Source organism: Streptomyces sp. CNT360 (assembly GCF_000424785.1).
Map to the genome: position 1 here is coordinate 633,468 of NZ_AUKO01000003.1, position 18,658 is coordinate 652,125.

Consider the following 18,658-nt stretch of genomic DNA (forward strand, 5'->3'; position numbering starts at 1 on the left):
GTGATTCCATGCAGCGATGCGGCCCGGCGGCCGGGGAGGGCGGCCGGAGCACCGTGCGGCGGCGATTCGCCGCCGCGCGACGGCACACGCCCTGGGGGGACCGCCATGACGCACACCGTGGGCTATGCGCCCGGCGCCTACGACCTCTTCCACGTCGGCCACCTCAACCTGCTGCGGCACGCCCGCGCACGCTGCGACTACCTGGTCGCAGGCGTGGTCTCGGACGAGATGGCCGAGCACGCCAAGGGCCGGCCGCCGGTGATCCCCCTCGTGGAACGGTTGCAGATCGTGCGGAGCATCCGGTTCGTGGACGCGGCGTTCGTGGAGACGGTGCCCGACAAGCTGGTGACCTGGCAGCAGGTCCGCTTCGACGTGCTGTTCAAGGGCGACGACTGGCGGGCTACGCCCAAAGGGGAGAAGCTGGAGGCCGCTTTCCGTACGGTCGGCGTAGAGGTCGTCTACTTCCCGTACACCATGCATACCTCCAGCACTCAGCTCCGCCGTGCCCTGGACGCGCTCGCCCCGCCCGAACCGGTCAGCCCGGAGGGGACGCGGACAGCTCCCGGAACCATTTGACGCCGCAGGCGACGAGGAAGAGCGCGTAACAGACGAACAGGGCGGCGTACCCGGCGCGGAACAGCCCCTGCCCTCCCAGCAGCAGGAACAGCAGGCACAAGACGCCGTGGTCGACGGGCAGCAGCGCCACCGCGCGCAGCGTCGAGGGCGGTCGTCCGGCAGGGGCTCCGACAGTGGCCCGGGGGCGGAGCTTGTCGGTGAGCAGCCCGCCGAAGAAGACCAGCACCGCCACCAGTTGGAACCCCGGCGGGAGCAGCAGCCACCCCTCGCCGGGCAGGTCGGCGAAGCGGTGGAAGGAGATCAGCACGGCGGTGTGCAGGGCCACGATCCTGGCGCAGTCCACCACATGGTCCAGCCACTCCCCCGCCGGGCTGCCGCCGCCACGCAGCCGGGCGAGCTGCCCGTCGGCCGAGTCCAGCGCGAAGCCGAGCACGAGCGCCGCCCACACGCCCGCGCCCAGCCCCCAGGAGGGCCGCACCAGCGCCACCGCGGCGATGCCCGCGAAGGAGCAGACGGCGCTGAGCAGCGTGACCTGGTTCGGGGTGAGACCCGCACGGTGGGCGGCGGCGGCCAGGACGCGGCCGGCGGGCCGGTTGACGTACCGGGAGTAGAGGGAGACGCCCTTCGCGGTCTTCTGCGCCGCCCGTAACGCGTGCAGTGCCGACCCGAATCCCGCGGGCCGCTGTGTGGTCTGCGCCATATGTCCCCCTCGCTCGTGCTGCCGCGCATACTGTGCCAGGCACCACGCGGACCGCCACACCCCGCACGGTAGGGTCGCGTTCGCCGGGAGCACGGGAGGGTGGAACGGGTGGAGGGGAAGTGAAGGGGAAGGGGTCGATGGCCCGCAGGCCTGTACGCATACCGCTGGCGGCGACAGTGACGGGCGCGGTGCTGCTCGCCTCGCTCACGGGCTGTGTGACCGTGCACGGGGAGAGCGCCGTGGTGCCCGCGTTGAGCAAGAAGGAGGCGGCGAAGGTACTCGCCGGCTTCGTCGACAAGAGCAACCGCGCCAACACCGCCTACGACGCGAAGCTCAACTCCACCATCGAGACCGGGGCGCTCGGCTCCATCGACCAGGCGGGGCTCACCTCCCGCCGGAAGGTCGACGCCGACGGCAACCCCGGGTACCGCAAGCTGAAGTTGACCGACACCCGCTACCTGATCCCCGAACAGGCGGGCTGGCCCAAGTTCTTCGTCACGGACTCCCGGAGCAACCGCAAGGGGCAGGGCCGCTGGCTGTTCGTCTTCGAACGGGAGCGGGCCGACGGGCCGTGGAAGGCGTCCTACCTCTCGGTGGTCGACTCCGACGCGCTGCCCGAGCTGGCCCGCGACGCGCAGGGCCACGTCGTGGCCGTACCGGTGGGCGGCGGCGACGGCGGGCTGACCGTGCCGCCCAACAAGCTGAGCGACCGTTACGCGCGCTACCTCCAGGAGGGCTCAGGGGAGGACTTCGTGGCTGGACCGCACACCAGCGGGGCGCGGGAGCAGCGCGAGAAGGAGGCGCGGCGCAAGAACGTGCGCAACGAGTTCGCGGACCAGGCCCTGGGGTCACCCGGCTTCACACCCTTCGGGCTGCGCACCAAGGACGGCGGCGCGCTGGTCTTCTTCGCCACCCGCCACCACCACAAGCAGACGCTGCCGCGCGGCTACCAGCCGAAGATCAAGAACCCGCTGGTGAAGGCCATGATGGACGGCAAGCCGAAGAACTCGGTCACCTTCGTGCGGACGGCGGAGCAGGCGGTGACCGTGCCGACCAGCAAGTCCAACGGCAAGGTCAGCTTCCTCAGCCGTATCGAGGGACTGACGGCCGCCCGCGGAAGCTGAGCCCCGCCACAGGCACGCACCGCTGCGCCGGGCGGCCGGTCCGGTGCCGTCCCGGCGGGGCGGCACCGGTCGTCAGCGGGCGGGCCAGGGGGCGCGCTCCTCCAGACCGTCCACCGTGACGGCGTACTCCGCGCAGGCGTCGGTGAGGGTCTCCAGCAGGGCCAGCGGCTCCGGCAGGGCGGTCCCCGGATCGGGCTCCCGCAGCCAGCGGACCTCCTCGTCCTCGCCGGGCAGCCGCGAGGGAGGCAGCAGGACGTAGCTGCCCCGGCAGTGCCACCGCAGCCCCGGATGCTCCTCCATCGTCTCCGGATGGCTGTCCAGCTCGCAGGGCCACCACTCGTCCTCGTCCTCGGGCCGGCCGCGCGTCTTGGTGAAGAAGAGCATCCGGTCCTCACCCAGCACCGCGACGGGGCCCAGTACCGGCTCGGCGCCGGGCTCGGCGGACCGCGCATGCTCCTCCAGCCGGGCCAGCGCCTCGTACCCCGCCTGGGCGGGGACGTCCAGCACGTCGTGGTCGCGGCCGGTGGCGGTGACGAAGTTGGCCTGCGGCTCGGCGCGCAGCCAGCGCTCGACCTGGGCGCGGTCGCTGGTGGCCTGGGTCTGCCAGGCGAAGGAGACCGGGTGCCGGCCGGGGGTGGGACAGCCGATCCGCACGCAGGAGCAGCCGTAGCCGGACGGGTGGGCGGCAGGGGCCAGCGGGAAACCGGCCTCCGCGGCCGTGAGCAGGAGGGCTTCGCGCCGTGCGGCTGCCTCGTCCGCGCTCGCGGCGGCCTGGCCGCGCCCCGACCAGCGGCGCCCCCGCGGCGACCGGCCCCCGGCCGACCGCGTCGGCGACCCGCCGCCGGTCCGCGCGGCGTCCGCCTGACCGCCCCGTCGGCGCAGCCACTGGCCGATCCTGCTCTCGCGTTCCATCTACCGCCTCATTCCGCGACTGGAGCTGCCGGGCGAACCCGTGAATTCCGAGGGTACGCAGTGCTACGGCGCGCTGAGAGAGAATCCACGGATCACGGATGTCTCCCCTCTATCCTGCGCTCTCCCGCGCGCGATCCGGAACGCGGGGTAGGGCGCGTCACCCGTGAGGACCACCCGGCCGGGTTCTCCGCCCGGCGGATCGTCCGGGTCGCGCCTAGCTTGGGTTCATGGTCACAAAGGCGGCATTCGTCTCCATGGTCCCGTTGGTCTCCCTGGCCTTCGCGGCCTCCCCCGTGACGCCGGCCACCGCCGCGGCACCGGCGTCCCCGCCCGCGAGGGTGGCCGCACCGGTGAGGGCGGCCGAGGCGGCGGGGACAGCGGCAGCGGGAGGAGCAGTGGCGGGGAAGGCAAGGAAGGCAGCGGGGAAACAGGGAGCAAGGAGAGGCCGGGCAGCGTCCTGGCGCAACGAGCGGGGCCTGATGCGGCCCGGACCCCAGGAGGCCGGTGCCGCCTCCGGTGCCCGCGAGCCGGGCACTCCGCAGCTCACCGGCACCACCGTCACGGCGCACCGGGGCGGTGCCGAGGAGGTGCCGGAGAACAGCATGCAGGGCATGGCCGCCACGCTCCAGCGCGGCTACGCCCGGGTGCTGGACACCGACATCCGGCAGCTGCGCGACGGCACGCTCGTGGCCATGCACGACGACACGCTGGACCGCACCACCGACAAGCACGGCAAGGTCGGCGCGCTGGACTGGGCAGCCTGGCAGGACGTGCGGCTCACCCCGAAGCGGAGCCTGCCCGGCCACTGGCGGCCCGAACGGCCCGCCTCGGTCCAGGAGATCCTCGACCGGTTCGGCAGGCGCAGCCTGCTGATGCTGGAGCTGAAGGACCCCGCCGGACTGCCCCGGCTGGCCCGGTTGGTGCGCGAACGGCATCTGACCCGCACGGTGCTGGTGGAGTCCAACGACCCGAAGGTCGCGCAGCGGGCCCACGCGCAGGGGCTGCTGACCGCCGTGTGGCGCTCGGCGAAGCAGATGGCCACCGATCGCCCCGCCGACTGGGAACCGTACGTCACCATGCTCAGCGTCGACCACGGGACGGCGGCGCGGCACGTCCGCAAAGCGGTGCGCTCGGGCATCACCTATGTGTGGTCGCACACGGTCAACAGCAAGGCGGCCCGCGACCGGATGCTGAAGCTGGGCTGCAAGGGCATCGTCACCGACCGGCCGGGCAGCCTGGCCCCCACGGGCACCCGCTCCTGACGCCCCGCGCCCGCCCGGTGAGCCGCCGCACGGTCAGCTTCGGGCGGGCTGCCCGCCGCGGGGGGCGAAGGCGCGCATGACCAGCTCCACCAGCCGGTCGGTGTACTCGTGCGTCAGCGGTCCCGAGCGGCTGAGCCAGCGCTGCTGGAACGGGCCGAGGAGCATGTCGACGGCGAGGCCCGAATCGATCTCCGGGTCGATCTGCCCGGCTTCCTGACCGGCGCGCAGCCGCTCGGCGCCCGCCTCCAGGCCGGGCGCCTGGAGGCGGGCGTGGAACTGTTCGGCCAGCTCGGGGTCGGCGGCGGAGGCGACGGCCAGGGCCCGGTAAGGCGCCTCGAACGCGGCGTCGGAGAACTCGTCGGCGGTGGCCCGCAGCACGCTCTTCAGGTCGGACTCGACGTCACCGGTGTCGGGCAGCCCTGCCCCCGCGCCCTCCTCGCGCGCGCCCTCGGTGAACGTGTCCAGCAGCACCGCCGCCTTGGAGGGCCACCACCGGTAGACCGTCTGTTTGCCGACGCCCGCGCGGGCGGCGATGGCCTCGACGGTCAGCCTCGGGTAACCGACCTCGCCGACCAGCTCCATGCTGGCCCGCAGGATCGCCGTGCGGGAGCGCTCGCTGCGGCGCGAGACGTCGGGGGCCCTCGCGGTCGTGGATGCCATGCACCGAACCTGGCAGCCGAACAAGACGATACGAACCGTCTTGGTGCAGCGGTGACGCCTCGCCGTACCCGTACGCGGCAGAGCCCGGTCGGGCGGGGCCGAGCCGGGCCGCCCCGTGCGGGGTCGCTCAACCCCGGGAAAACCGCGCTCACTTGGGCGTTCGCCCGCACGAAGTGGCTCCGCGCAGGGAACCATGGGCTTACCGCACCGTGTGCGCCATGCCCCGTAAGGAGCCGAGATGTACGCAACCCGTCGCTATCTGATGTGCCCTCCGGTCCACTTCCGCGTGACCTACTCCATCAACCCCTGGATGGATCCCGCCAAACCCGTGGACCTGCCCCTCGCACTCGCCCAGTGGGAGGCGCTGCGCGACCGCTACCGAGCGCTCGGACACACCGTCGACCTCCTCGATCCGGTGCCGGAACTGCCGGACATGGTGTACGCCGCGAACGGCGCCACCGTCATCGACGGGCGCGTACTGGGAGCGCGCTTCGCCCACCCCGAGCGCACCGCCGAGGCACTGGCGCACCGCACGTGGTACCGCGCGCACGGGTTCGGGGAGGTGGCCGAACCCGTGCACATCAACGAGGGCGAGGGCGACTTCGCCGTCACCCGATCCTGGCTGCTGGCCGGCCGCGGCTTCCGCAGCAGTCCGCTCTCGCACGGGGAGGCGCAGGAGTTCTTCGGGCGGCCCGTGATCGGCCTGGACCTGGTGGACCCCCGCTACTACCACCTCGACACGGCCCTGTGCGTCCTCGACGCGGACGGCGAGGACGTCATGTACCACCCGGAGGCCTTCTCGCCGGGCAGCCGGGCCGTGCTCGCGCGCCTGTTCCCCGATGCGCTGCTCGCCGGGGAGAGCGACGCCCGCGCGCTCGGCCTCAACGCCGTCAGCGACGGCCACCACGTCTTCCTGCCCGAGGCGGCGACCGGCCTCTTCGCCCCGCTGCGCAACCGCGGCTACGAGCCCGTACCCGTCGCCCTCACCGAGCTGTTGAAGGGAGGCGGCAGCGTCAAGTGCGTGACCGCGGAACTCCGGCCGTGAGACCCGGCGCCGGGACACCGCGGTGCGTACCGCCGCGGTGCCGTAACACCCGGGCGGGCTGACTCGTCTTCCTGGAGTGAGTGTGCGCCGCCGTACGGCAGTGGTGCCGGTGGCGGTGCACGGCAGTGAACGATCCGAGGAGGAACGATGGCACGTCTGGACATGGCAAGCGCGGCGCCCGAGCCGTACCGGGCACTGGGCAGCGCTCAGGGGGCACTCGACGCCGGGCCCCTGGAGGCGGGGGTGCGCGAGTTGGTCAAGCTCCGCGCCTCCCAGCTCAACGGCTGCGTCTTCTGCGTGGACCTGCACACGCGGCAGGCCCGCGGGCTGGGCGAGGGACAGGACCGGCTGGACCAGCTCCCGGTGTGGCAGGAGTCCCTGCTGTTCACGGCGAAGGAGCGGGCCGCCCTCGCCTACACCGAGGCCGTCACCGGCCGGGTGCGGGTGACGGACGCACTGTGGCAGGAGGTGTGCGCGCACTTCCCCGACGAGTCCGAGCGCGGCCACCTGGTGGCACAGGTCGCCCTGATCAACGCCTTCAACCGGCTGGGCGTCCCGCTGGAGATGAAGCCCGCGGCGGCCCGGTGACGGGAACGAACGGGTCCAGGGGGCACGGGACAGCCGGGGCGGGGGCCGTCAGACGAAGAAGGCGTTCATCCCGGACACGTCGGAGAGATAGGTCTCGATATTCGCGATCTTTCCGTCGCGGAGGCGGCAGACCGTGGCCAGGTATTCGTCCAGTACGGCGTCCTCGCGGCGCGCGGTGTTGTGCAGGGACAGAGCCATGTTCTCCCTGCTGACCAGGGTGTGCAGCAGCTCGAAGTCGAGGCCGTAGGAGGCGATCCGCTGAGCGCGCTCCACCACTGCGTCGGCGCCGTAGGCCGTGCCGGAGACGGTGTTCTCGCCGGGCAGGGTCCAGGTGGCGTCGTCGTGCAGCAGGGCCCGGATGCCGTCCCAGTCGCCTGAGACGAGGGCCTGGTGGAAGCTGCGACCGAGGGCGAGGGGGGCTTCGTCGACGGGCATGGCATTCCTTTCACAGTCCACTGAAGCGGCGATCTCCGCTTTAGTGGACTGTACGCACGCCGCCACTTAAGGCGCAAATCTTTGCTTTAGAGTGGAGGGGTGAACGCTGACGCATCGACCAAGCGGCCCGGCGGCCGCAGTGCCCGCGTCCGTGCCGCCGTGCACGGCGCCGCAGTCGCGCTGGTGAGCGAGCGCGGCGCCGACCAGGTGACCCTTCCCGCCGTGGCCGAGCGCGCAGGAGTCAACTCCAGCACTCTCTACCGGCGTTGGGGCACGCTCGCCGCACTCCTGGCCGACGTCGCCGAGCAACGCGGCGAGGCGAGCGCGCCCCCGCTCGTCGGCGACCTGCGCACCGACCTGGAGAACCAGGCGGTCTGGACGCTGGCGGAGCTCTCCCGGCCCGGCGGCATCGCCTTCTTCCGTGCCGAGGTCGCGCCCGACGTCGACGAGCGGCACGAAGGGCTGCGTGAGTGCCTGCGCAGGGTCAGCGAGCGCTTCCGCCCCGTACTCGACGCGGCGCGCGAGCGCGGCGAGGCACCTTCGCCCCCCTCCCTGGAGCAGGTCCTGGACCGCATCGTGGCGCCGCTCTACTTCCGCGTGGTCTTCTCGATCCCCGGTACGGATGAGGCCTACGTCCGCGAACTCGTCGCAGGTCTCCTCGGGGAGCCCCCGTCCGCGCCGTGACCTGCGGCTGTCCCCGGCAGACCTCCGCCCGGCTCCCCTCCAGCCCCAGCATGCCGGTCGCCCGCAGGGTCACCAGGGGTCGCCCCAGTCGGTCCTGCGGGCGGCGCGGTAGGTCCCGGAGCCGTCCCGCTTGGTGACAGTACGGCGGGTCAGGCCGCCCTCGGGTGCACAGACGTCCAGCAGCACCTGTCCCTTGCGCAGCAGGGGCTTGCGGACCACGCGCGCCGGAGCGGGGCCCGGCGCCGCGGCCCCGCCCAGGTCGTCCCGTACGGCGGCGACGAAGCTGTACTTCTCGTCCTCGTACGGGAGTTCACCGCCCTTGACGCGCCGGTGGAGGGAGGAGCGGGCCACGCGCACGGCGAAGTGGCACCAGTCCTCGCCCACCACCACAGGGCAGACCCCGTCGTGCGGGCAGGGCGCCAGCACGCGCAGGCCGGCGGCGAGGAGGGCGTCCCGTGCCTCGCGGATCCGCAGGTAGCCGTCCGGAGTGCCGGGCTCGACCAGGACGACCGCGCCACGGGCGGCACGGGCCGCCGCATCCACGACGGCCCGCCGGTCCCCGGCGGTCAGCTCGCCCAGCACGTAGGAGACGGTCACCAGGTCGGCCTCCCCCAGCTCGGGCACGCTCCCGCGCAGCGAGCCCTGCCGCCATGCGGTGCCCCGCACCGCGTCGGTGCCGGACGCCAGCTCGCGGCCGAGAGTGAGGGCGGGCGCGGCCCAGTCGAGGACGGCGGTCTGCTGCGGCGCCTCCCACACCCGGGCCGCGGCCCACACGGCGGCGCCCGTTCCGCCGCCGATGTCCAGGTGCGAGGCGGGCGTCCACTTCGGGGCCCGCTCGGCGAGGGCGTCCAGCGCGGCGCAGGCGGCGGCGAAGGTGGCCGGCATCCGGTAGGCGGCGTACGCCACCGCGTCGGCACGCTCCCGCAGCACGGGGGCGCCGGTGGGGGTCTCGCCCCGGTAGTGGGCGATCAGCCGCTCGACGGCGGCCGACGCCTGCCGCGCGGGCAGCCCGTCCAGCAGGGCGGCAAGCGCGCCGCGCAGTTCTTGCTCGATCACCCGACCAGTGTAGGAAGACCCGCTCCCTCCCCGGCGCGGGACGGAGGCCGGGCTCCCCGAGGAGCTCGGCGCCCGGGGGGGTCGGGCCGGGCAGGGCTCAGCGCACCGCTCGGGCGAGCAGGGTCGCCGCCGCCGCGCGGGGGCGGCTGTCGGCGGGTCTGCGTACGGGGTGGACGGTGTTGGCCAGCAGCACCAGGAAGGTGTCGGTCACCGGGTCGAGCACCAGACTGGTGCCGGTGAAACCGGTGTGGCCCGCGGCCCGGGAGCCGCCCGGCGGGGCGGCGAGCTCGCCCATGAACCAGGCGGCGCCCGTCTGGAAACCGAGGCCCGGCGGATCGAGCAGGGCGGCGACCGAGGACGGCGCCAGGATGCGGGCGGGCCCGTAGGCGCCGCCGCCGAGCAGGGTCCGGCACAGCACGGCCAGGTCGTGGGCCGTGGAGAAGAGTCCGGCGTGCCCGGCGACGCCGCCCATGGCGTAGGCGTTCTCGTCGTGCACGCGCCCGTGGACCAGGCCGCGGTTCAGCTTGGCCCAGGGCTTGCGCTGGTCCTCGGTTGCGGCGATGCGCGGCCGCCAGGAGCGGGGCGGGCAGAAGCGGGTGCCGTCCATGCCCAGCGGCTTGGTGATGCCCTCCCGGACCAGCGCGTCCAGGGGCCGGCCCGTCACCTGGCACAGCACCCTCTCCAGCAGGAGCAGGTTGAGGTCGGAGTAGCGGTGCGCGGTACCGGGCGGGGCCAGCGGCTTCTCCGCCCACAGCAGCGCGGGGTGCTCCGCGGTGTTGTGCTCGTAGAAGGGCAGCTCGGCGCGGAGCCCGGAGGTGTGGGTCAGCAGGTGGCGGACGGTGATGCCGTGGTCGGTGACCAGTCCGGCGCGCGGGTCGGCGTACGCCACGACCGGGGCGTCCAGCTCCAGGGTGCCGCGCTCGACCTGCTGGACGGCGGCGACGGAGGTGAACAGCTTGGTGAGCGAGGCCACGTCGAAGACGGTGCCGGACCGCATGGGCAGCCATTTGTCGCGCGGCAGCTCGACGGGCTGCTCGGCGGCGGCGTCCCAGGCGGCGTAGCGCAGCGCCCATCCGGTGGCGTGCTCCACCGCGATGTAGGGGCCGCGGCCGGCCAGCACGACGGCGCCCGCGCACCAGCCGGTGGCGGGCAGCCCGGCCACCTCGTCGGTCAGGGCGGCCAGCGGTGCGGTGGCGAGCCCGGCCTTCTCCTGGAAGCGGCGCCGTTCCCCGGCGCCGTCCAGTGCGGCCGCGCTCCTCAGTCGCGTACGCGCCATGGGCGGCAGAGTCCCACGAAGGCGACCGCGGCGAGGGTCACCGCGCTGAACTGGACGAGTGCCATGGGCACCGCGGTCCGCTCGCCCGCGACCCCCACCAGCGGCGAGGCGACGGCACCGACGAGGAACTGCGAGGTGCCCAGCAGCGCGGAGGCCGACCCGGCCGAGCGCGGGGTACGCATCAGCGCCTGCGTGTTGGCGTTCGGCATGATCAGACCCATGCCGGACATCAGCACGCACAGCGCGGTCGCCAGCGGCGCCAGCCCCACCGTGCCGAAGACCCCGGTGGTCATCACCAGCAGCGCCACCGTGGCGACGCCCACCATGCACAGGCCGAAGGCCAGCACCCGGTCCAGGGAGACCCGGCCGACCAGCACCTTGCCGTTGAGCTGGCCGAAGGCGACGATGCCGACCGAGTTGACCATGAACAGCAGGCTGAAGGTCTGCGGCGAGGCACCGTAGATCTCCTGCATGACGAACGGCGAGGCCGACACGTACGAGAACAGCGCGGCGAAGGCGAGGCTGGAGGTCAGCAGGTATCCGGCGAAGACCCGGTCGGCGAGCAGCGCCCGCATGCTGCGCAGCGCCTCGGGCAGTCCGCCCCGGTGACGCTCGGCTGGAGGCAGCGTCTCGGGCAGTTTGCGGAGCACCACCAGGACGAGCAGCAGCCCGATGGCGGAGAGGATCACGAACACGCCCCGCCAGTCGGTGAAGCGCAGCACCTGACCGCCCAGTACGGGCGCGAGGATCGGCGCCACGCCGGAGATCAGCATCAGGGTGGAGAAGAACCGGGCCATGGCCAGCCCGTCGTACAGGTCGCGGACCACCGCCCGCGCGATCACCACCCCGGCGGCGCCGGCGAGCCCCTGGACGAGGCGGCAGACGGTGAGCGTCGGGGCGGTCGGTGCCAGCGCGCAGGCGACACCCGCCACGACGTAGCAGCTCATGCCGACGAGCAGCGGCCGGCGCCGCCCGAACCGGTCGCTCATCGGCCCCACGATGAGCTGGCCGACGGCCAGCCCGATCAGGCAGGCCGTGAGGGTGAGCTGCGCCGTGGCGGCGGGCACGTGCAGCGCACCGCTGACCTCCGGGAGGGCCGGGAGGTACATGTCGATGGACAGCGGCGGGAGCGCGGTCAGCCCGCCCAGGATGAGGGTGAGCAGCAGTCCCGCGCGGCGCCGTCCCGTCAGTGCGGCGGCGGGCGGGGCCGTGGGCGCGTGCGGTGCGGCGGGCGCCGGGGAGGGCGCGGACCGCCGCGGGGGTTCGTGCGCCGGGGCCGCGGGGGTGGACGAGGCGGTCGCGGAGGCGGAGGCGGAGTGCGGGGTCTCGGCGGGTACTGCGGCCGGTTGCCGGGGGCCGGAGCTGGTCATGCACCTCTCCAGGAGATTGTCACGGACGCGAACATTCTCCCAGGCTTTCCGGCCGCCGCACATACGTTTGTTCGCCGTCCACCGCCGTCACCTGGCCGGAAACCGGAACGGTGACGAACTCCACACCCGATGGCGGCCCCGGGGCGCCACGTACGCTGCCGCCCATGACGCAGCAGCAGCACGAGCAGCACACCCGCCACGCCTTCTCCTCCGGCACCGCTGCCGCCACCGCCGCGGACACCCGGCGGCGTGGGGCCGTGGTCACCGGCGCCGGGTCGGGGATCGGACGGGCCGTCGCCCTGGAGTTGGCCGCGGCCGGCTGGACGGTGGCCCTCGCGGGGCGGCGCCGCGAACCGCTGCAGGAGACCGCCGCGCTCGCCCGGGACGCCCGAAGCGGCGCTTCCACCCTGTGCGTTCCCACCGACGTGACCGACCCGGCAGCCGTCACCGCCCTCTTCGACGCCGTACGCGAGGAGTGGGGCCGACTCGATCTGCTGTTCAACAACGCGGGTGCGTTCGGCCCCGGAGTCCCGCTGGAAGACCTGACGTTCGAGCAGTGGCGAGGCGTCGTGGACGTCAACCTGCACGGCGCCTTCCTCTGCGCGCAGGGGGCCTTCCGCCTGATGAAGAGCCAACAGCCGTGCGGCGGCCGCATCGTCAACAACGGCTCGATCTCCGCCCACACCCCACGCCCCGGCTCCGTCGCCTACACCGCCACCAAGCACGCCGTCACCGGACTGACCAAGTCCCTCTCCCTGGACGGCCGCCCCTACGACATCGCCTGCGGCCAGATCGACATCGGCAACGCCGCCACCGAGATGACCGCCGCCATGTCCCGGGGCGTTCCCCAGGCCGACGGCACACTCGCCGCCGAGGCCACCATGGACGCCGCCGACGTCGCCCGCACCGTCCTGCACATGGCGTCCCTCCCCCTGGAGGCCAACGTCCAGTTCGCGACGGTGACGGCCACGAAGATGCCCTACATCGGACGCGGCTGAGAGCCCCCGCGCGGGCCCGCACCGCGGACTCCGCGCATGAAGTTCCCTGAGCTTTCCGGTCTCTCCAGCACCACGCCCACGGGGTCGGCCAGTTGCAGCCGCTCCCCGAGCCCCGCGGTGACGTGGATGCCGCGGTAGCGCCCCTTCCCGGGGTCGGCGCGGCCGACGAGTTCCTCACGGTCATCCGGCCGCAGCGCTCAGCAGTCCTGGTCGAGATGTGCCTTCCCGGCTGCCGAAGGCCACGACCGCCCTCTCGCTGTGCGACGCCACGCACAGGCGGACGGCGTGGGCGCCGGTGGTTCGTCCGATGACCACTGCGTCGCATGTCGGGTCAGGGCACGAGGGCTGAGGCCGAGATCACGCGGCCTGCCGGGCGCCGGCTGTGGCCGCCCGGCGCCCCGCGGAGGAGACTGCGGCGGGCGCCGACCGTCAAGGAGCCCCGCCATGACCGACCCCGCGTCCCCGTCCGAGACCTCCGCCCCGGCCTCGCAGACCTCCGCGGACCCCGCCCACCGCTCGCCCTTCGCGCACTACCAGAACGACATCTACCTGCACGGCCTGGAGGGCCGGAAGCCGCCCTTCACCACCGACGGGACGGCCCTCGGCGCCTCGGCACGCGCGCACCTGGACGCCGGTGCGTTCGGGTACGTCGCCGGCTCGGCCGGCTCCGGTGCCACCCACCGCGCCAACCGCGAGGCGTTCGACCGGCACCGGCTGATCCCGCGGATGCTCACCGACGCCACCCACCGCGACCTGCGCACCACCGTGCTGGGCAGCTCCATGCCCGCACCGGTGCTGCTGGCGCCGATCGGGGTGCAGTCGATCGTCCACCCGGACGGCGAACTGGCCACCGCCCGCGCCGCCGCCTCGCTCGGCGTGACCATGACGCTGTCCACGGCCTCCTCCCACACTCTCGAACACGTGGCGGAGCACAGCGGCGAGGGAGCCCCCCGCTGGTTCCAGCTCTACTGGCCGAACGACGACGAGGTGTGCGTCAGCATCCTGCGGCGGGCACGCCGCGCGGGCTACACCCCGCTCGTCGTCACCCTCGACACCTGGACGCTGGCGTGGCGCCCCCAGGACCTGGACCGTGCCTACCTGCCGTTCATCCGCGGGGTGGGCACGGCGATCCCCTTCTCCGACCCGGCCTTCCGCGCGGGACTGGAGAAGCCTCCGGAGGAGGACCTGGCCGCGGCGGTGCTGCGCTGGGTGCCGATGTTCACCGGGACCGACAGGTCGTGGGACCGGCTGCCGTTCCTGCGGCAGCACTGGGACGGACCGATCGTCCTCAAGGGCATCCAGCACCCGGACGACGCCCGCCGGGCCGCCGACGCCGGCATGGACGGAGTCGTGGTCTCCAACCACGGGGGCCGCCAGGTCGACGGGGCGATGGCCTCCCTGGACGCACTGCCCGGCGTCGCGGAGGCGCTGCGCGACAGCGGGGTCGAGGTGCTGTTCGACTCGGGCGTACGCACCGGCGCCGACGCCCTCAAGGCCCTCGTCCTCGGCGCACGGGCCGTCCTCGTCGGGCGGCCGTTCGCGTACGGGCTCGCGCACGGCGGCGAGGACGGCGTACGGCACGTGCTGCGCTCGCTGCTGGCCGACCTCGACCTGACGCTGGGGCTCTCGGGCCACCGCACCCCGGACGAGCTGTCCCCGCAGGACCTGCACCACCGGTGAGCTGCCTGCCACAGGCGCGCGCAACCCGGCCGGCGGCCCACCGCCCCCGCTGTCCGGCGACCGGGCCCCGTCGGCTGCCGGGTACCATGGTGCGCACGGCGGACGAGCCGGCCGGGTGGTCGCGTCGAGGGGGTGCCGCTCCCTCGCCGAGGAACGTCCGGGCTCCACAGGGCAGGATGGTGGGTAACGCCCACCCGGGGTGACCCGCGGGACAGTGCCACAGAAAACAGACCGCCGGGAACCGTCTTGGTACGGATCCCGGTAAGGGTGAAACGGTGGTGTAAGAGACCACCAGCGCCCAGGGCGACCTGGGCGGCTAGGTAAACCCCATCCGGAGCAAGGTCAAGAGGGAGCACCCCGGTGCTCCTGCGCGGACGACCGAGGGCGGCCCGCCCGAGTCCGCGGGTAGACCGCACGAGGCCGGTGGCAACACCGGCCCTAGATGGATGACCGCCGCCTCGGGCGCCGCAAGGCCCCCGAGGAACAGAACCCGGCGTACAGGCCGACTCGTCCGCCCCCTTGGCGCCTGACGTGCATTGAAGGCCGCCTCGGCTCCCGCAGTGGGAGCTGAGGCGGTTCCGAGGCGGGCTCCGCCTCCAGCCCTGGTGGGGAGGGTCCGGGCGCCACCAGTCCTGGGCACGGCCTTCTACAAGGCGGCGGCCTCGTCGGAGACGTCGACGCGCACGGCGGCGACGGAATTCAAGGGCTGGACGGCCGCCCAGGGGCTGCGGAAGTCACACGAGCAATGGGAGATCCAGGCAGGGAACGTGGCTGCGTGGCTGGCGAAGAGCGAGCAGAGCCTGCGAGATGCCAAGAAGGCGTACAAGACTCAGGACCACGGCACCGAGACCGACCTGGACAAGCTGTTGAAGCAGCAGGGACAGCAAGACGGCCCCTCACTTGGCCCCACCAGCCCAGCGCTGCCACCTGTGACGCCGCGTCGCTCGGCGCTGGATGAGTACGACCGATGAAGGGCGACAACTTCCACCACGAGTTGATGACCACCGACTTCTCGGTTCTTACGGACCTTGCCGAGTGGAAAGCAGTCGTCACCGCCATCGACGGCCTGGCTTACTGATCGTTTCAAAATGAGGTTCTGAGCCGTCTCAAGCAGATGATGCTGCAGGCGAGTTGGAGTAGCCCGAGGTGGAGGTCGGCGCGTATTTCGTAGCGGATCCTCAGTCGTTTGAACTGGTGGAGCCAGGCGAAGGTTCGCTCGACCACCCAGCGGGTCTTGCCCAAGCCAGAGCCGTGGGCAAGACCTTTGCGGGCGATCTTCGGGGCGATGCCACGGGCCCGGATCAGTCGGCGGTACTTGTCGTAGTCGTAGCCGCGGTCGGCGAACAGTCGGCGCGGCCGATGGCGGGGCCGGCCTCGAACACCGCGGATGCGGGGTATCGCGTCCAGCAACGGCATCAGCTGTGTCACGTCGTGGCGATTCCCGCTGGTCAGCGAGACGGCCAAGGGGGCCCCGTGCCGGTCGACGATCAGGTGGTGTTTGCTGCCCGGCCGGGCCCGGCCGACCGGCGAAGGTCCGGTGTGAGCCCCCCTTTGAGGGCCCTGACGTGCGAGCCGTCGACCGCCGCGTCATCCATGTCCAGCAAACCCGCCGCCCGCAACTCGGCCAGGAGCACCTCGTGCAGCTGCGGCCAGACGCCCACTTCGGTCCAGTCCCGCAAACGTCGCCAGGCCGTCACACCACTGCAGCCGACCTGGTCAGCCGGAACATCTCGCCAGCTCACGCTCTTGCACAGCACATAAACGATGCCCCGCAGCGCAGCCCGGTCGTCCGCCGGCAACCGCCCGGGATACCGATACCGCCTCGCCGGACGAGCAGGCAGCAGCGGAGCCACACGTTCCCACAGGTCATCAGGGACAAGATCAGCAGACACTCACCAAATCCTGCCGACCCAACACACAACCGCCAAGCCCCACAACGAACTTCATTCTGAAACGATCAGTTAGAACCGGGTAGCACGCAGGTGTTTGTGGGGCAAAGACCAGAAGGCCACAAGTTTGGCTGATACCGGTGGGCACCTGAGGGGCATACGTACAGGTGATCGGCCGTCTCACCCACCATCGTGGCTAACTTCCTCACCGGGATCTCAGTGGCGCTCACCAAGAACAGGGCTCAGATCAGGTACTGCGAGCAGGTGAGGAGCTAACCCGATCCGCTGGCCAGTGTGAGGCCTCGGTATCCTGCGCCAAGTAGCTCCAGCCCAAGGCAACTGCACTGACCTCTGAGCGCAACCCCATGAGGGCAGATCAAGAATGCTCGAATGCGGGACGAACCAAAGCTTCAAGTCGCCGAACGTACTCGCGATTGGAAATCAGAAATTGAACTACTGGGTCACATTGCCCCCTTTGGGTTTCGTCAAATTCCATCCAAGCTGAACTGTCCACATCGAAACGATTCATGAATCTACCGCCGGAAACCTCGAAGAGTTCGTACGATAGGCCATGCTCGCCCATCATTTCTGGATCACACTCACCAAGCAAGTCGAAATGATACCTGTCAAGATACTCTGCAATGCCCCCAGGTAGCACACTGCTGATCAGCGCTTCTGGATTAGTCGGGCGAGTTTCACCGTCCCAGCAGGCATAACCTTTAATCACCCGAGCCCCGCCTTCGTCGCTGATCACCAACTCTAGGAGCGGGAACGCATAGGTGTTCTGGTGACGCGCGGCGTAACTTATTGACGTGATAATGTCACGCGGATTGAATATTTCGATAGATGCGGTAGCTTCTTCTTCCCGAATTTCATCCAACACGTAGCTTACGCCATCATGCCAAACGTCATTCCCTTGCAGGAACCTTGTAAGGTTAGTGCGGAATGTTTTCCAAGATGGCGCGTGTCGAGGGGAGGCCGCAACCTCAAGCCAGTCCGAGTGTTGTCCATCCTCGGACAGGATCAGTCCTAGAAGTCCATCGTCAGGCCACAGGAGGTCAGAACTAAAGCGGCCGCCGCGAACGAGGTCCTCTATTTCCCATGAGCGTAGGATCTGCCGAAATTTATCTGGGTAGCCGATCTCCAAGGAGTTCGGGTGCAACCGCTTCGACGCTTTAAAACTGAGCGTGTCGTATTTTTCATATTCGGGTGATGTGTACGCCTGCAGTGGCTCCCCCTTCGGAAATCCCAAAGACATGGCAGCGTAAATCGCGTACGGGTAAATCACGCCACTCGAATCCTCGGTGTGATACAACAGGGCTATGACGTAATCTACGATTCCTGCATCGCGCATTCCGCTGACAAGTTTTGCTAGCTCTGATTTTCTGTCTTTGTGATCCACGTAGAGATAAATGCTGTGCCAGGGGGCAAGTGAGACGTGAGGTGAATCTTGTACGAGAGCAACTGATTCTATGGTGGCAACACTTCCGTCAGTGCTTAGCGTCATCTGCTTACCCTCGGCCATGTACTCAACGGTGCGGACAAATTCACTAAAGGGCACCAGGAGTTCTGACCAGCTAGTAGAGATCAGCAAGCACCGAACCTGATCCACGCCTAACCCGTGCTCCGAGCGGAGGAGCGTGACGTACTTGAAGATTTCGTGAATCGCTTGTCGCGCGGTTGAATCGCTTCGCTTGAGTTCGATAACCACTAGTTTATTCATTCTGTCCCGCGCGAGGATATCGATGTATCCGCGAGCCCCTCTAGGATTTTTGAGGTGAAATTCAGTCTCAACTAGAGTGAGTCCGGGCTCGATAAGTGTAAGGTCCCCAGCGATCTGATCACGAAGTTCACTCTCGGGTCGCCCGCTCGTCATCGGAAACTGATCTCTCTCGAAGTAGAAGTTCGCTACACGCTGCTTGAATGAAACCCATTCTTGCATAGTGATGCTTCATTGGCGGTGGACTTCTGTAAACCTGCACAGGTAAGCATGTCCCGACTCGGACGCTGATGCGCTAGGACTTGTCCTGGCGATCAAGTGCGCAACCAGATGACCAGGGCTGCTGCTGTGGCGGTGCCGAGGAAGACGTACCCGCGTTTGTCGTAGCGGGTGGCGATTGCCCGGGACTACTTTAGACGGTTGATCGTCCGCTCAACGGTGTTGCGTTTCTTGTAGCGGTCTTCGTCGAAGCCGGGTGGCCGTCCGCCGCGTGAGCCTTTTCGCAGGCGGGCGGCCTGGCTGTCGGTCTTCTCGGGGATCGTGTTGCGGATGCCCCGTCGTCGCAGGTACTCGCGGCAGGGCCCGTTGCTGTAAGCCTTGTCGGCCGCCAGGCTGTCGGGCTTCCTGCGTGGCCTGCCCGGACCGTTCCTGGGGACGCGGATCTTCTCCAGCACGAGCTTGAA

Annotated in this window: 18 protein-coding genes, 1 other RNA gene and 1 pseudogene; 10 read left to right on the forward strand and 10 right to left on the reverse strand. The window is 70.6% G+C overall.

Annotation, left to right across the window (positions count from 1 at the left end; genetic code table 11):
- Positions 1-105: 105 nt before the first annotated feature.
- The gene (locus tag H297_RS0110120) at positions 106-576 is read left to right on the forward strand and encodes an adenylyltransferase/cytidyltransferase family protein (RefSeq protein WP_027736945.1); all 471 of its coding nucleotides are present in this window, start codon (positions 106-108) and stop codon (positions 574-576) included.
- Here H297_RS0110120 and H297_RS0110125 read toward each other — a convergent pair.
- Positions 536-1,276, reverse strand: a complete 741-nt coding sequence (locus H297_RS0110125) for a CDP-alcohol phosphatidyltransferase family protein (protein WP_027736946.1) — start codon at positions 1,274-1,276, stop codon at positions 536-538. The two genes, H297_RS0110120 and H297_RS0110125, sit on opposite strands and share 41 nt — an antisense overlap.
- Positions 1,277-1,413: 137 nt before the next feature.
- On the opposite strand from H297_RS0110125, the gene H297_RS0110130 reads away from it, so the two are divergent.
- Entirely contained in the window at positions 1,414-2,400 is a 987-nt protein-coding gene (locus H297_RS0110130; RefSeq protein ID WP_037793442.1) for an SCO2278 family lipoprotein, read from the forward strand.
- A 72-nt stretch (positions 2,401-2,472) separates the two neighbouring features.
- Here the strand turns inward: H297_RS0110130 and H297_RS0110135 are convergent, their stop codons facing one another.
- Positions 2,473-3,312, reverse strand: a complete 840-nt coding sequence (locus tag H297_RS0110135) for a bifunctional DNA primase/polymerase (protein ID WP_027736948.1) — start codon at positions 3,310-3,312, stop codon at positions 2,473-2,475.
- Positions 3,313-3,791: 479 nt separating this feature from the next.
- Between H297_RS0110135 and H297_RS35630 the strand changes: the two genes are divergently transcribed.
- A complete protein-coding gene (locus H297_RS35630) occupies positions 3,792-4,574 on the forward strand; it encodes a glycerophosphodiester phosphodiesterase family protein (RefSeq protein WP_051351700.1) in 783 nt (260 codons plus the stop codon).
- Positions 4,575-4,607: 33 nt separating this feature from the next.
- On the opposite strand, the gene H297_RS0110145 is transcribed toward H297_RS35630, so the two are convergent.
- Positions 4,608-5,234: a TetR/AcrR family transcriptional regulator gene (locus tag H297_RS0110145; RefSeq protein WP_027736950.1), complete on the reverse strand. Its 627-nt coding sequence runs from the start codon at positions 5,232-5,234 to the stop codon at positions 4,608-4,610.
- Between the two features lie 238 nt (positions 5,235-5,472).
- On the opposite strand from H297_RS0110145, the gene ddaH reads away from it, so the two are divergent.
- Together ddaH and H297_RS0110155 are read left to right on the forward strand one after the other, a co-directional pair.
- Positions 5,473-6,279, forward strand: a complete 807-nt coding sequence (ddaH, locus tag H297_RS0110150) for a dimethylargininase (protein WP_037793446.1) — start codon at positions 5,473-5,475, stop codon at positions 6,277-6,279.
- 147 nt (positions 6,280-6,426) lie between these two features.
- Positions 6,427-6,867 (forward strand): carboxymuconolactone decarboxylase family protein, encoded by a 441-nt coding sequence (locus H297_RS0110155; RefSeq protein WP_027736952.1) that lies wholly within the window; start codon positions 6,427-6,429, stop codon positions 6,865-6,867.
- A 48-nt stretch (positions 6,868-6,915) separates the two neighbouring features.
- On the opposite strand, the gene H297_RS0110160 is transcribed toward H297_RS0110155, so the two are convergent.
- The gene (locus H297_RS0110160; protein ID WP_027736953.1) at positions 6,916-7,302 is read right to left on the reverse strand and encodes a nuclear transport factor 2 family protein; all 387 of its coding nucleotides are present in this window, start codon (positions 7,300-7,302) and stop codon (positions 6,916-6,918) included.
- A gap of 99 nt (positions 7,303-7,401) precedes the next feature.
- Between H297_RS0110160 and H297_RS0110165 the strand changes: the two genes are divergently transcribed.
- The gene (locus H297_RS0110165) at positions 7,402-7,986 is read left to right on the forward strand and encodes a TetR/AcrR family transcriptional regulator (protein WP_027736954.1); all 585 of its coding nucleotides are present in this window, start codon (positions 7,402-7,404) and stop codon (positions 7,984-7,986) included.
- A 69-nt stretch (positions 7,987-8,055) separates the two neighbouring features.
- Here the strand turns inward: H297_RS0110165 and H297_RS0110170 are convergent, their stop codons facing one another.
- From H297_RS0110170 to H297_RS0110180, 3 genes are all read right to left on the reverse strand, one after another.
- Entirely contained in the window at positions 8,056-9,042 is a 987-nt protein-coding gene (locus tag H297_RS0110170; protein ID WP_027736955.1) for a small ribosomal subunit Rsm22 family protein, read from the reverse strand.
- Between the two features lie 97 nt (positions 9,043-9,139).
- Positions 9,140-10,318 (reverse strand): serine hydrolase domain-containing protein, encoded by a 1,179-nt coding sequence (locus tag H297_RS0110175; RefSeq protein WP_078513879.1) that lies wholly within the window; start codon positions 10,316-10,318, stop codon positions 9,140-9,142.
- Entirely contained in the window at positions 10,300-11,688 is a 1,389-nt protein-coding gene (locus tag H297_RS0110180) for a multidrug effflux MFS transporter (RefSeq protein WP_027736957.1), read from the reverse strand. Before H297_RS0110180 ends, H297_RS0110175 begins: the two co-directional genes overlap by 19 nt.
- A 164-nt stretch (positions 11,689-11,852) precedes the next feature.
- Between H297_RS0110180 and H297_RS0110185 the strand changes: the two genes are divergently transcribed.
- From H297_RS0110185 to H297_RS43205, 4 genes are all read left to right on the forward strand, one after another.
- Positions 11,853-12,686, forward strand: coding sequence for an SDR family oxidoreductase (locus H297_RS0110185; RefSeq protein WP_078513880.1), 834 nt, complete (start codon positions 11,853-11,855; stop codon positions 12,684-12,686).
- 444 nt (positions 12,687-13,130) lie between these two features.
- The gene (locus H297_RS0110190) at positions 13,131-14,366 is read left to right on the forward strand and encodes a lactate 2-monooxygenase (RefSeq protein WP_078513881.1); all 1,236 of its coding nucleotides are present in this window, start codon (positions 13,131-13,133) and stop codon (positions 14,364-14,366) included.
- Positions 14,367-14,469: 103 nt separating this feature from the next.
- Positions 14,470-14,880: RNase P RNA component class A (gene rnpB / locus H297_RS40220), an RNA gene on the forward strand.
- A 253-nt stretch (positions 14,881-15,133) separates the two neighbouring features.
- Positions 15,134-15,337, forward strand: coding sequence for a hypothetical protein (locus H297_RS43205; RefSeq protein WP_158693666.1), 204 nt, complete (start codon positions 15,134-15,136; stop codon positions 15,335-15,337).
- Between the two features lie 112 nt (positions 15,338-15,449).
- On the opposite strand, the gene H297_RS41470 is transcribed toward H297_RS43205, so the two are convergent.
- The 3 genes and pseudogenes from H297_RS41470 to H297_RS35640 all read right to left on the reverse strand — a co-directional run.
- Positions 15,450-16,258, reverse strand: a protein-coding gene (locus tag H297_RS41470; protein WP_199787170.1) for an IS5 family transposase whose coding sequence is annotated in 2 segments (ribosomal slippage) — positions 15,450-15,919 and positions 15,919-16,258 — 810 coding nt in all. Because the reading frame shifts where the segments join, the coding sequence is not laid out codon by codon here.
- Positions 16,259-16,631: 373 nt separating this feature from the next.
- Positions 16,632-18,197 carry an endonuclease NucS domain-containing protein gene (locus H297_RS41475; RefSeq protein ID WP_078513882.1) on the reverse strand — a complete coding sequence of 522 codons (1,566 nt, stop codon included), beginning with the start codon at positions 18,195-18,197 and terminating at the stop codon, positions 16,632-16,634.
- A gap of 92 nt (positions 18,198-18,289) precedes the next feature.
- Positions 18,290-18,658 (reverse strand): annotated as a pseudogene (locus H297_RS35640) (transposase); the annotation flags it as partial.

Bases quoted from the DNA above. Each gene is read 5' to 3' on its own strand.
- H297_RS0110120 (WP_027736945.1), top strand. From the start codon at position 106: ATGACGCACACCGTGGGCTATGCGCCCGGCGCCTACGACCTCTTCCAC.
- H297_RS0110125 (WP_027736946.1), bottom strand. From the start codon at position 1,276: ATGGCGCAGACCACACAGCGGCCCGCGGGATTCGGGTCGGCACTGCAC.
- H297_RS0110130 (WP_037793442.1), top strand. From the start codon at position 1,414: ATGGCCCGCAGGCCTGTACGCATACCGCTGGCGGCGACAGTGACGGGC.
- H297_RS0110135 (WP_027736948.1), bottom strand. From the start codon at position 3,312: ATGGAACGCGAGAGCAGGATCGGCCAGTGGCTGCGCCGACGGGGCGGT.
- H297_RS35630 (WP_051351700.1), top strand. From the start codon at position 3,792: ATGCGGCCCGGACCCCAGGAGGCCGGTGCCGCCTCCGGTGCCCGCGAG.
- H297_RS0110145 (WP_027736950.1), bottom strand. From the start codon at position 5,234: ATGGCATCCACGACCGCGAGGGCCCCCGACGTCTCGCGCCGCAGCGAG.
- ddaH (WP_037793446.1), top strand. From the start codon at position 5,473: ATGTACGCAACCCGTCGCTATCTGATGTGCCCTCCGGTCCACTTCCGC.
- H297_RS0110155 (WP_027736952.1), top strand. From the start codon at position 6,427: ATGGCACGTCTGGACATGGCAAGCGCGGCGCCCGAGCCGTACCGGGCA.
- H297_RS0110160 (WP_027736953.1), bottom strand. From the start codon at position 7,302: ATGCCCGTCGACGAAGCCCCCCTCGCCCTCGGTCGCAGCTTCCACCAG.
- H297_RS0110175 (WP_078513879.1), bottom strand. From the start codon at position 10,318: ATGGCGCGTACGCGACTGAGGAGCGCGGCCGCACTGGACGGCGCCGGG.
- H297_RS0110180 (WP_027736957.1), bottom strand. From the start codon at position 11,688: ATGACCAGCTCCGGCCCCCGGCAACCGGCCGCAGTACCCGCCGAGACC.
- H297_RS0110185 (WP_078513880.1), top strand. From the start codon at position 11,853: ATGACGCAGCAGCAGCACGAGCAGCACACCCGCCACGCCTTCTCCTCC.
- H297_RS0110190 (WP_078513881.1), top strand. From the start codon at position 13,131: ATGACCGACCCCGCGTCCCCGTCCGAGACCTCCGCCCCGGCCTCGCAG.
- H297_RS41475 (WP_078513882.1), bottom strand. From the start codon at position 18,197: ATGCAAGAATGGGTTTCATTCAAGCAGCGTGTAGCGAACTTCTACTTC.